This is a genomic window from Paenibacillus sp. FSL W7-1088 (genome assembly GCF_037969855.1).
GTDB lineage: Bacteria > Bacillota > Bacilli > Paenibacillales > Paenibacillaceae > Paenibacillus.
The window spans coordinates 2,046,720-2,059,559 of record NZ_CP150216.1; the positions used below are offsets into that span (position 1 = coordinate 2,046,720).

The 12,840-nt window shown below is 48.6% G+C and carries 9 protein-coding genes; 7 read left to right on the forward strand and 2 right to left on the reverse strand.

The features are described 5' to 3' along the window. The first annotated feature begins 256 nt into the window (after window positions 1-256). From pheS to zapA, 3 genes are all read left to right on the forward strand, one after another. Window positions 257-1,291, forward strand: a complete 1,035-nt coding sequence (pheS, locus tag MKY42_RS09490) for a phenylalanine--tRNA ligase subunit alpha (protein WP_109999538.1) — start codon at window positions 257-259, stop codon at window positions 1,289-1,291. Between the two features lie 72 nt (window positions 1,292-1,363). Beyond that, complete coding sequence (gene pheT, locus MKY42_RS09495) at window positions 1,364-3,817, forward strand: phenylalanine--tRNA ligase subunit beta (RefSeq protein WP_339850621.1); 2,454 nt, start codon at window positions 1,364-1,366, stop codon at window positions 3,815-3,817. A 138-nt stretch (window positions 3,818-3,955) separates the two neighbouring features. After that, complete coding sequence (gene zapA / locus MKY42_RS09500) at window positions 3,956-6,676, forward strand: cell division protein ZapA (protein WP_339850623.1); 2,721 nt, start codon at window positions 3,956-3,958, stop codon at window positions 6,674-6,676. A gap of 103 nt (window positions 6,677-6,779) precedes the next feature. Here the strand turns inward: zapA and MKY42_RS09505 are convergent, their stop codons facing one another. Both MKY42_RS09505 and MKY42_RS09510 read right to left on the reverse strand, forming a co-directional pair. Next, entirely contained in the window at window positions 6,780-7,163 is a 384-nt protein-coding gene (locus tag MKY42_RS09505; RefSeq protein WP_090895147.1) for a cytochrome C oxidase subunit II, read from the reverse strand. A gap of 206 nt (window positions 7,164-7,369) precedes the next feature. Further along, window positions 7,370-7,735: a phage holin family protein gene (locus MKY42_RS09510; protein ID WP_053780442.1), complete on the reverse strand. Its 366-nt coding sequence runs from the start codon at window positions 7,733-7,735 to the stop codon at window positions 7,370-7,372. A 187-nt stretch (window positions 7,736-7,922) separates the two neighbouring features. Here MKY42_RS09510 and MKY42_RS09515 point away from each other — a divergent pair, with 187 nt between their 5' ends. The 4 genes from MKY42_RS09515 (at window position 7,923) to MKY42_RS09530 (ending at window position 12,813) form a co-directional block, all read left to right on the forward strand. Beyond that, window positions 7,923-10,292 carry an endonuclease MutS2 gene (locus MKY42_RS09515; protein WP_090895150.1) on the forward strand — a complete coding sequence of 790 codons (2,370 nt, stop codon included), beginning with the start codon at window positions 7,923-7,925 and terminating at the stop codon, window positions 10,290-10,292. 114 nt (window positions 10,293-10,406) lie between these two features. Continuing rightward, a complete protein-coding gene (locus tag MKY42_RS09520; protein ID WP_090902038.1) occupies window positions 10,407-10,784 on the forward strand; it encodes a DUF350 domain-containing protein in 378 nt (125 codons plus the stop codon). A 120-nt stretch (window positions 10,785-10,904) separates the two neighbouring features. Further along, window positions 10,905-11,471: a hypothetical protein gene (locus MKY42_RS09525; RefSeq protein WP_090895152.1), complete on the forward strand. Its 567-nt coding sequence runs from the start codon at window positions 10,905-10,907 to the stop codon at window positions 11,469-11,471. 127 nt (window positions 11,472-11,598) lie between these two features. Then, window positions 11,599-12,813 carry an MFS transporter gene (locus MKY42_RS09530; RefSeq protein WP_090895155.1) on the forward strand — a complete coding sequence of 405 codons (1,215 nt, stop codon included), beginning with the start codon at window positions 11,599-11,601 and terminating at the stop codon, window positions 12,811-12,813. Window positions 12,814-12,840 lie beyond the last annotated feature (27 nt).

The window sequence follows — 12,840 nt, forward strand, 5'->3', positions numbered from 1 at the left end:
TTTCTGTAGAACAAGGCTGCTGAAATTCACTCCGGAGCGGTTCCCTGAACCATGTCTTGCGATTCATCGCAGGAGTTAGTAGGGGGTAACGGTTAACGGTCGTTATTCCGTATAGAGTGAGGCAAACATGTTGCAGGCCGGAAGGGCCGGGCAGCACTGAATGTCTAACAAGGGTGGTACCACGGTCTTTTCGTCCCTTCAGGGGAGAGAAGGCCTTTTTTTGTTGCATTTAACCACATAAAGGGGGCATTTACACATGAAAGAACGTTTGGAGGCATTAAAGATCGAAGCGCTGGAGCAACTGTCTGGCGTGAACGATCCACAAACGCTGAGTGATCTGCGTGTAAAGTATTTGGGGAAAAAGGGTGCATTGACCGAGATTTTGCGCGGCATGGGTGCGCTTAGTGCAGAGGAACGTCCAGTGATTGGTCAGGTTGCGAATGATGTTCGCGGCGCGATTGAAGCAGTCATTGACAGCAAGCAGGAGCAGTTCCAGAAGGAAGAGACGGCGAAACGCCTGCAGTCCGAAAAAATTGATGTGACCCTGCCAGGACGTCGCGGACGCCAAGGCGGACTGCATCCACTGACCAAAGTGGTACAGGAAATCGAAGATATTTTCATTGGTATGGGATACCGCATAGCGGAAGGTCCTGAGGTTGAAATGGATTATTACAACTTCGAAGCACTGAATCTGCCGAAGAACCATCCGGCGCGTGATATGCAGGATTCTTTCTATGTAACAGAAGATCTGTTGATGCGTACGCATACGTCACCGGTTCAGGTTCGCACGATGCAAAGCATGAAAGGCGAAGTGCCTGTTAAAGTCATCTGCCCGGGTAAAGTATACCGTCGTGACGATGACGATGCGACGCATTCGTTCCAGTTCAATCAGGTTGAAGGTTTGGTTATTAGCGAGAACATTCGCATGAGTGACCTGAAAGGTACCTTGCTGCAATTCGTACGCGAAATGTTTGGTTCACACACTGAAATTCGTCTTCGTCCAAGCTTCTTCCCGTTCACCGAGCCAAGTGCTGAAGTGGATGTGACTTGTGTGCAATGTGGAGGCAGTGGCTGCCGGGTATGTAAACAGACTGGTTGGCTTGAGATTTTGGGCGGCGGTATGGTTCACCCGAAAGTGCTTGAGATGGGCGGTTATGATCCGGAGAAATACAGTGGGTTTGCATTCGGAATGGGCGTAGAGCGTATCGCCATGCTGAAATACGGCATTGATGATATTCGTCATTTCTACAACAGTGATATGGCGTTCTTGAAACAATTCGGACGACTGTAATTACCGAAGTAGCATACAGGGCGAACGCCCTTCATTTGCAACACCAATTCATAGATTAGGAAGTGAACGTCCATGAGAGTATCGACAGATTGGCTGTCTGATTATATCGCGCTGGAAGGCGTGGCACCGCAGGAGTTGGCAGAGAAATTCACCCGTGCGGGGATTGAGATTGATGTAGTGGAGAACCGGAACCAGGGCGTGAACAACGTGGTAGTCGGTTACGTGAAGAGCAAGGAGAAGCACCCTGACGCTGATAAGCTGAATGTATGTGTGATTGATGCCGGACAGGAAGAAGATCTGCAGATCGTATGTGGTGCGAAAAATGTGGATGCGGGTCAAAAGGTAGTCGTTGCCCTGGTAGGAGCGAAGCTCCCTGGTGGACTCGATATCAAAAAAGCCAAGCTGCGCGGCGTTGTATCCCTTGGCATGATCTGCTCTGCCAAAGAACTGGGCATGAACGACAAGCTGCTGCCGAAGGACCAACAGGAAGGCATTCTCGTTCTGCCAGCACAAACGGAGATTGGCACGCCAATCAGCCAAGTGCTTGGTCTCGACGATCATGTTCTTGAACTGGACCTGACACCGAACCGCTCCGACTGTCTGAGCATGCTTGGTGCCGCTTATGAAGTAGGTGCAATTCTCGGTCGTGAAGTGAAACTGCCTGATCCCACTCAAAAGTTGGTGGAAATCGGTGATGCGGCTGCAAATCATATCTCGGTTGAGATTACGGCTGATGAACAATGCAGTCATTATGCAGCCCGCTATATAACTGGCATCAAGCTGGGAGCTTCCCCGCAGTGGATGCAAAACCGTTTGATGGCTGCGGGCATCCGCCCAATCAATAATATCGTTGACATCACGAACTATGTCATGCTGGAATACGGACAGCCGCTGCATGCTTTTGATGCAGATAAGCTGGAGAAGGGCCATATCGAAGTGCGAATGGCCAAAGAAGGCGAAACGATCGTGACGTTGGATAGTCAGGAGCGCAAGCTGGAGCCGCATATGCTGCTCATTACGGATGGCGTGAAACCGGTAGCCATCGCGGGTGTTATGGGTGGCGAGAATTCTGAGGTAACGGAAACCACAGTCAATCTGTTACTGGAATCCGCCAAGTTCGACGGCGGAACCGTTCGGAAAACGTCGCGCCAACTGGGGCTGCGTTCCGAAGCAAGCATGCGTTTTGAGAAAGAGGTCGATCCGGCTGCTGTCATTACGGCATTGAACCGTGCGGCTGAATTGATTCAGCGTTATGCGGAAGGCGAAGTTCATCAGGGGATCGTGGAAGCTGGAACAGCCGCAGCGGATAAACATGTTGTGCAGCTGTCGCTGGATAAACTGAATCGCTATTTGGGAACCGAGTTGTCCCTGCTTGAAGTGAAAACCATTTTCGCTCGTTTGCACTTTGCATGTGGTGATTCGCAGCAAGGTCTGCTTGATGTTGAAGTGCCTAGCCGCAGAGGGGATATTACACTTGATGTGGATCTGTTTGAAGAGATTGCCCGTCTGTACGGATACGACAATATTCCAACTACGTTGATTGAAGGACCAACAACACCAGGTGCTTATACGCGTTCGCAAGCAATGCGCCGTACCATTCGTGGTCTGTTTGCAGGCAGTGGCTGGCAGGAAATGATCAGCTATTCATTCGTACACCCGGATAAAGTCTCCTTGTTCCCTGCTCTGACAGAAGGCAGTAAAGCCGTGAAGCTGGCTATGCCAATGAGTGAGGATCGCAGCGTGCTTCGTAAGAGCATTTTGCCGCAAATGTTGGATGCAGCGGTGTATAACATGAACCGTAAGCAAGATTCATTGGCTGTATTTGAAGTAGGCAGTGTGTTCTTCACTGAGGAAGAAAAGCTGACGAAGCAACCGCATGAAATTCCGGTCCTGAGCTTGTTGCTCACGGGAAATCGTGCATCCCAGCAGTGGAATGTGGGAGCAGAGAAAGTGGACTTCTTCGATCTGAAAGGTGCACTTGAAAACCTGTTCGGCTATGTGGGTCTGGAGCAGCGCATTCGCCTGGTGGCAAACAGTCCTGAAGGTTTCCATCCTGGTCGCTCTGCATCGGTATACCTGGATGCAAAAGATGGCGGAGAGGGCAAACGGATTGGTACGATGGGTCAATTGCACCCTGAACTGCAGCAGCAGTATGATTTGAACGATGTATATCTGGCGGAGATTGCGCTCGAAGCGATCTATAGTGAAGCGGATGCGGATATCCGTTATCGTGAGCTTCCACGTTTCCCTGCAGTTGAGCGGGATATCGCCGTTGTTGTGAATAAAGATATCGAAGCTGGGGATATGCTGCGTGCGATTCGTGAATCTGCTGGTGAACTGTTGCAAACCGTACAGGTATTCGACGTGTTCACAGGCAGCAAGCTGGGTGAAGACAAGAAGAGCGTAGCGATGGCTCTCGTTTATCGCAACCGTGAACGCACATTGACGGATGAGGAAATTACCGAGGTTCATGCTCGTGTTGTTGCACGTCTGGAGGAGCAATTTGCAGCCGAATTACGTAAATAGAACATAAGTCAATTTTTTGAACAAAGATTAGCAGGAATTGCTTGAAGTCACATCGAATCCTTAGCATTAGAGGATCGATGTGACTTTTTTTGTTTTACAGCTTAGAATCAACATACAGACTTGAAGGAGGGCACAACTGTGACTACACCTGATCGTACACGCGTCACCGTAGAGATCTACGGGACTTCCTATAAACTGGTTGGCAGCAGTGCCGACTATATGAAACAAGTAGCTAACCTGGTGGATGAGCGGATGAGCGCCATCTCCAAACATCATTCCCGACTGGATACCCCGCGTATTGCAGTTCTGGCAGCTGTACATATGGCTGAGCAGTCTCTTCAGACTCAGGAAATTCGAAATGAGCTGAAAATGCTGACCGGTGAACGTACCGAAATGAGAAATGAACTCAATCGGTTGAATGCCATACAAAATGAACATCAGCAGGAACTGGAACGCCGTGACCAAGCACTCGCTGAAGCATTGAAGCTTAAGGCTGAGGCGGAACAAGCCATCGCGAAGCTCCAGAAGGATCAGCAGGCAGAAATAGCCAAGTTGAATACACTCCTGGAGCAGGAGCGCGCTCAGGCAGCAGGTCGAGAGCAAAAGCTTCAGGCTCAAACTGCGGCGCAGCTTAAAGCAGCCGAGGAGAAGGCGCAGGCGCGTCTGAAAGAAGCAGAAGAAAAAGCAGCGAATCAAATGAAGAATGCACAGACTCAGGCGGCAGCCCAGCTGAAGGAAGCACAGGCACGTTCCGCAAATGAATTGCAGCAAGCACAAGCCAAAGCGGCTGCACAATACAAGGAGCTGCAGGATAAGACGGCAGCTCAACTGAAAGAGGCCGAAGCTCGGGCCATGGCAGAACGTCAAAAAATTGAGGCTCAAGCCGCACAGCAAGTACAAACGGCGAAGGAACAAGCCGAAGCGGCAATTTTGTCTGAATTGGAACAAGCCGAGGCTCAATTGCAAAAGGTTCAGGAAGAAGCCCAGCTTCAATACCGTGAACTTCAATCCGAGATGGAGCAGCGTTTACATCAGGCAGAGCAGGCTGCCGTGAATCAAGCTCAAGAACTGACTGAAAAGGCAAAACAAGAACAAGCCGCACTGCAGCAACAAGCAGAGCAGAAGCGACTGGCTGAGATTGAACAGCTGAATGCTACGTTCAAGGAGTCATCCGAACAGGCCGAATTGGAATGGATGGAAAAAGAAGCGGCCTATGAAGAGCAGATTCAGCAAATCCATGAAGCGGCCCAGACTCAGGCGAGCGAAGCTGCGGTAACTGCTGAGATTTTGCTGGAAGAAGAACGAGGCAAGCTGAAGCAGCAGTTGGAAGAAGAGCGTGAACAGGCTAAATCTCGCTTAGCCGATGTTGAAAGTCAATTAGCCGAGGTGCGTAAGCAGCTCAAGAATGCTCAAGAAGTTGTTGTGGATCAGGAGCAACAACTCCAACACGAACGTAGTCAGACTGAAACGTTGCGCAAAGAACAAGCCGTATACAAGCAGGAACAGGAAATTCAGCTTCGTCGAATTACGGAATTGGAGCAGCAGCTGGAACAATTAAAAGCAGATAGTGCTCAGCTGACTGAACAACTCCGCTACACAGAAGCTGAGGCGGAGCAGTTCCGGGAAGCGGAGCAGCAATGGAAACAGCAGTATAACGAAACCATTGAACGTGAATCTTCTCTGACCGCACAGCTGCGAAAAGTACAGGAGCAGCACGGACAGCTCGAACAGGAAGTCAAGAAACTTCGTGAAGCTGAAGTGAAGTCTGAGGATGAGCAGCGCAGGCTGCAAAAAGTGCTTGAGCAGGCCCATGCGGCAGTACGCACATTGCAACATGAGCTCGGTGCACTGACGCAGAGCGAGCAGTCCTGGAAAGAGCAGGCTGAACAACGTCTGATCGAGATCGGTGAATTAGAGACACAGGTACTTGAAGCTGCAGAACAGAATGAAACGTTGGAGTCTGGTGTGCAGTCCCTTCATGATGAATTATCTGTTGTTAAAGAAGAAGCTCGTCACGCCAGCGAAGAAGCAGAACGTTACATTGCACAAGCTGGTCGTCTGGAACTGCAACATAAAGAGCTTGATGGTGAATTGAATGATGCACGTGAAGAGCTAAACAAGCTGCAGGAAAATTATAAACAAATCCGCAAGGAATATGGTGATGCACTGCAGCGTGAAGAAGACTATGCTCGCCAGCTGAATGAGATGAGCGAAGAAAAGAAAGAAATCTTGCGTGCGCTTGAAGAGTCCAGGCAGAATGCCAATCGGCTATCTGAACGGATCGATGAACAAGGCAGCTTATTGGCTCAGACAGAAGAAGAAGCACTTGAGTGGCAGATTAAACATGAAGAATTGTCTGCCAAACAGGCAGAGCTCTCCTCTCGCCTGCAAGAGCTGACTACTCGGGAAGTTGAGCTAAGCTCCAGGGTAGAACAAGCAGAACAACATGCGGAACAACAAGATCAGGTTTGGCAACGTCGTGCAGATGAATGGACGGCTCAGGAGCAGTCCTGGCAAGAACGATGGACTGCACTGGAGAATGAATTGAATCTCTGGCAGAAAGAAAGTGCTGCCAGTGTGGAGAAGGTAGAAGAGCTGGAACACGAGCGGCAGCAGCTTGCCCAGCAGCGTGCGGAAGCAATCGAAGAAAAGCAGACGATGGAAAATGAACTGCTGGACATCGGTGAGCGGTATGAACTCGCGGCCAATCAGTTACGTTTGCTGCAGGTTGAACGTGAGATGGAGCAGGAGAAGGCGGAGCAACTGAATACGGAATACCGCCAATTGAGGGATGAATATACGAAATTGCAGACGGAATATAACGAATGGATTGAATTGATTGAGCAGGATCAGACCTAGCTGATGATTATGTCATAACTGGAATCCTGAACAGCGCACTCTTGTACAATTTGTTATAATAAAGAAAGAGCTCCCGTCCTACGGGGGCTCCTTGTCTTGAACACTATTCTTCAACAATAATTTTGGAGATCATACTGCTGTGACCGCTTCCGCAAAAGACGGAACAGGACATTTCAAATTCCCCTGCCTTGTCGGGAGTAATCACTTTGGAATTGTTCTTGGTATCCAGCCGAAGGTTCAGCTCAGGCACGAGAACACCATGGTTTCCGTTTGTATTTTCATAAACAATCTTAACCGGGACACCTTTTTTCAAATGGTATTCAGGTTGGTCAAATTCATAGTTGCTTGCTTTGATTACCAGTTCTTCGCTTGCAGTTGCACCCGAATCGGACTCGCCATTTGATTCTGCGGATTGTCCAGTTCCACCACAGGCAGCAAGGACCAGAATCAACATAAAGGCTGCGAGCCATGCCATGCCTTTCTTCATCATATTGCCTCCTTAAAAAGCGTGATATGGATAAAATTTGAATGATTGCTCCAGTCATCATACCGCAAATTGTCGATGCCTGTACATGCTGCCTATGTCGTTTTTTTGAACATCCGGGCATGCTTATAACCCCCAAAAAATAAACCTCTTCAGGCGTTTAAGCCATCAGAGGTTTAGGGGAAGCCTATGGAGAGTGTACGTGGAGCCTATGCGTGATCTTTCGACCTTCTTCCGGCATCAAAAGGGGTGGAAACCGGGATGAACAGATCGATGATCCCAATGACCAATGCAGCCAGAACAGCACCAAGCAGACTGACATGCACATGATCTACGACATATTGACCAATCCAGATCACCAGTGCGCTGACGATGAAGCCGACAATACCCCGGCCAAAAGGATTAACCCTTTTACCGAAGATGCCTTCAACAACCCAGCCGAGCAGTGCAATAACCAGAGCAAGCATAAGTGCGCTCCAGAAACCACCTACTGCAAATCCGGGTACGATCCAGCTGACGACCATCAATACAATTGCGGCGATGATAAATCGCACGACATGTCCCAGAAAATTCATAGCGTTATACCTCCTTTATTCAGATCAGATTGAGCATTGTGCATCCTGTTGAATGGCGAGGTTGCACAATCCTGACACCTGTAGTTTGCTGCGCTATGTCCCAAGTTATGTGTGGAAGGATTCGTTAAATAGCGCTCGAAAGTTTCTTTCGTTATAATACAGTTATAGTTTGGAAGGAGTTGTACACTTGGACACGAAAATTTTACACACATTGGAATATCGAAAAATTTTAAATACATTGCAAAGCTTTGCCCAGACTACGATGGGAAAAAAGAAAGCGGAACAATTGGAGCCGATCAGTGAACTGGAAGAAGTGAAGAGACTGCTCCAGCAAACCGATGAAGCCTTTACCTTTGATCGTCTGAAAGGCTCTCCATCTTTTGGGGGAATTGTGGATATCACCGCTTCGATCAAACGCGCCGAAATAGGGGGCACGTTAAACCCACATGAGTTACTGGGAATTTCCAACACCACCTTGGCGGCACGTCGACTGAAACGTCAGATCGCTGCGCTCCACGATGATGAAAAGGTGGAATCGATTTTCTATATCAGTGATCAGTTATCTGAGCAAAAAGCGCTTGAAGATGCAATTCGTATCTGTATTGACGACAATGCCGAAGTCTCAGACAGCGCGAGTGTAACACTGGCGCAGATTCGTCGTGAGCTGCGTGGCGGTGAAGCTCGCATCCGCGAGAAACTGGATTCGATGATTCGTTCTTCGACGGTATCCAAAATGCTGCAGGACCAGTTGATTACCATTCGGGGAGACCGTTTCGTGATTCCCGTGAAATCGGAATATCGCTCTTACTTTGGCGGGATTGTACATGATCAATCCGGTTCGGGAGCAACGCTGTTTATTGAGCCGGAATCCATCGTTGCGATGAATAACAAATTGCGCGAGACCCGGATTCGGGAAGAACGCGAAATTGAAGTGATTTTGCAGAAATTGACTGCACTTGTCAGTGAACAGGCAGAGTGGTTATTGGTTGATGTTGACCTGCTGGGATCGCTGGATTTCATATTTGCCAAAGCACGTCTTGCCCGTGAATTGAAAGCCACCTTGCCACGCATGAATGATCGTGGATTCATCAAGCTCAAAAAGGGGCGCCATCCGCTGATCTCGATTGAAAATGTGGTGCCAACCGACATTGAACTCGGTAACGATTATACGTCCATTATCGTAACGGGTCCCAATACGGGTGGTAAGACAGTTACCCTCAAAACGATTGGGTTACTGAGCCTCATGGCGATGTCAGGTTTGTTCGTTCCAGCGGAAGATGGCAGCCAGCTATGCGTATTTGATGCAATTTACGCGGACATCGGTGACGAGCAAAGTATTGAACAGAACCTGAGTACGTTCTCCAGTCATATGACGAACATCATTCGGATATTGAAGAACATGACAACCAAGAGCCTGGTGCTGCTCGACGAACTCGGTGCAGGTACTGACCCGGCAGAAGGGTCTGCGCTGGCGATCTCCATTCTGGAGCATATGCATCAGACCGGATGCCGCATGGTAGCAACAACTCATTACAGTGAGCTGAAAGCTTACGCTTATGAGCGCAAAGGCGTTATTAATGCCAGCATGGAATTCGACGTTAATACACTCAGCCCTACCTACCGACTGCTCGTCGGTGTTCCGGGACGGAGTAATGCGTTCGCAATTGCGGAGCGGCTCGGCCTGCCAGGATACATCCTGGATTACGCTCGTGGTGAAGTGAAAGAGGAAGACCAGCGCGTAGAGAATATGATTGCTTCCTTGGAAGAAAACCGGCTTACTGCGGAGCAAGAACGTGAGAGTGCAGAGCGTTTGCGTCAGGATATGGAGAAATTGCGCAGCCGTCATCAAGCCGAACTGGAGAAGTTGGAACAGCAGCGTGACCGCCGCATTGAAAAAGCGGAAGAAGATGCTCGTAACATTGTGGACAAGGCCAGAGCGGAAGCTGAGAAGATTATAGCCGATCTTCGCCAGCTCGCCATGGAAGAAGGCGCATCCGTGAAGGAGCACAAACTTATTGCTGCTCGTAAACAACTGGATGAAGCTGAACCTGAGAAACGCAAGAAGACAGTTAAACGTACTTCAACGGCAACGAAGTCTCGTGCCATTGGACCGGGCGATGAAGTTCTTGTGTACAGTTTGAATCAAAAAGGTCATGTGGTGGAGATGTCAGGCACCAAGGATGCTATGGTTCAATTGGGCATCATGAAAATGAAAGTATCCCTGAATGACCTTGAATTACAGCAGTCTGCACCAGCAGAAGCCAAACCGAAGCAGAAACCGGTAACTGGTGTGAAACGAACTCGCGATGACAATGTGAAAAGTGAACTGGATCTGCGGGGTACAAATCTGGAAGAAGCCTTGATGGAGACAGATCGTTTTATCGATGAAGCTTTCCTTGCTAATCTGGGTCAGGTTTACATTATCCACGGTAAAGGAACAGGAATTTTGCGTTCCGGTATTCAGGATTACCTGCGTAAGCATAGACATATAAAAAGTTACCGGCTGGGCAATTACGGAGAAGGCGGAAACGGTGTGACCGTCGCAGAATTGGAATAGCCCGACCAGGAATCAAAGAAGTTCTGCCGCCTGAGTGAGTTCAGGCAGCAGAATGGGGAAGGGGAACGATGAGTGAAAGGGACGATTGACGAATTGCTGTCTCATCCCTTGGGGATGGTGCTCGGATTTTTCTCCGTAGCGATTATGGAGCTGCTTGTATTTCTGGCTTGCTTTGAACTGGTGACCAAGTACAAATGCTGGCATGAAATCAAGAAGGGCAATGTGGCGGTTGCGATGGCTACAGGAGGCAAAATCTTTGGAATTTGCAACGTGCTTCATTTCTGCATTCAGGCCAAATCATCGGTGTATGAAGCTATGACGTGGTCATTTGTAGGATTTGTCCTTCTGCTCATTGCCTATTTTCTATTCGAGTTTCTGACGCCGGTGTTCTCGATTGACAAGGAGATTGCAGCGGATAACCGGGCCGTAGGATTGATATCCATGATTATTTCCGTCTCGTTGTCATTTGTTATTGGCGCGAGCATCATGTAGGGGGACCGTTCATGAAAATATTGATACGGATTCTGTTTGCTGCATCGATTGTATTTTTTGCCATAGGCGTCATTTATGTGTTGAACACATGATTATCTGAAAGAGAAAGGTTGATTCAATATGGAACCAACAGTATGTCCATGGTGCCACACCGAGATTGTATGGGATGAGGAGTTAGGTCCTGAAGAAGAATGCCCTTACTGCCACAATGAATTAAAGGGATATCGTACACTAAACATCAATATCGGTGATGAAGAGAACGATGAAGCCGAGGAAGACATCTATGATCTGGATGATGTCGAGGACGATGAACAAACTTCGGATCTCGCCAACCTGTGGGGAGACGAAGTAGAGCTGAAATTGCCGGAGCTTCGTACATTGACGAAGTATGCGGATGAGGGCAATGATCTGATTCAATACGAAGAAGGCGTGGAGAAGCAGCTTGATTTGCAAGAAGAGGTGCCGGAATGCCCGCACTGTCGTGAATTCATGATCCTCACGGGTACACAGAAGGCTACCAAGGATACGTTTAATCCTGTTGCCAATGCTGTCTTAGGTACGGACTCGTTGCTGGATGCGCCGTTCTCTGTACAAATGTATGTATGCTCAGGCTGCTTCCAGGTTCAATATAATTTGTCAGAAGATGATCGTCTGCGTCTGATCCAGAATTTGAGTGCACGGAAATAAGGGATTAAAATGTTACTGAAATATAATATTCCGGGAAATTCATCATGTTTTCCTTCTGCTTGGGGTACGTTAACCCTGATACCTTGCCTGTGAAGTACTGACTTCAGGTGGAATGAGGAGGGAGCAGATGAAGATTTCACTGGGCCGACAATCCATTCTGCTACTAGGCGTGAATGGATTGTTTGTGTTAGCCGGAGCTTTGTCGGGAACGTTTCTGAATGTGTATCTATGGAAAAGCCGTCCGGACTACGCCATGCTGGGATGGTTTACGATCAGCCAGCAAATTGCACTTGGGCTCACGTTTTGGCTTGCGGGAAAGTGGGTCAAGGAACATAACAAAATGAGTGCGTTGCGATTGGGAACGGCCTTGTCAGGTATTTTTTACATGCTTGTGTTATGGGCGGGACCCAAGGCGGTTGACTGGATATGGCCTCTGGGAATTTTGTTTGGATGCGCACTTGGATTGTTCTGGATTGCGTTTAATGTGGTTTATTTTGAAGTGACTGACCGGGAGAATCGGGACCTGTTCAATGGCTGGGTGGGTCTACTGGGTTCCATGACAGGCATCATCGGCCCGTGGTTCTCAGGTCTTATTATTTCACGAATGATTGATAATTCGGGTTATCGCCTTATTTTTACGGTGTCATTGGTCATATATGTGATTGCCGTTGTGTTCAGTTTTTTTCTGAAAAAAAGGGAAGTCAGCGGAACATACCGCTGGTCTGAACCGTGGCGACAGTTGTCTGCCAGAGATAGTGCATGGAGGCCACTTGGCATGGGACTGTTTGCGCAAGGCGTGCGGGAAGGCGTATTTGCCTTTCTGATTGCGCTGCTCGTCTATGTGGCAACTAAGCAGGAGTATAAGCTAGGACAGTTCTCGCTAATCACTTCTGCCGTAGCACTGGTGAGTTACTGGGCCGCAGGAAAATGGTTTAAGCCGCAATACAGGTCCAGGGGGATGTTAATCGGCGCGATATTGTTATTCATCGTGTTGATTCCGCTATTATGGAAGGTCAGCTATGGTACGCTTTTGATTATGGGAATTGGATCTGCCTTGTCGATGCCGTTGTATATTTTGCCGATGATTTCGGCAGGATTCGACCTGATGGGAGCGAGCGGCGAAAATGTAGAGAAAAGGGTTGAACTTGTCGTATTAAGGGAGCTTTGTTTGATGGTCGGTCGTTTATTTGGCCTTGCTGTATTTATTGTGACGGTCATGAATGGCCCTTCGTTGCAAACGTTAACCTGGCTTATTGTGGCGCTGGGGGCTTTTCCACTCATTGGCTGGATATTCATGCGCAACATGTTAGTGCATCCGGATCAGCAAGAACCCTCAGCATAGGGAAAAGGGTACAGTTCAGGGATGAAT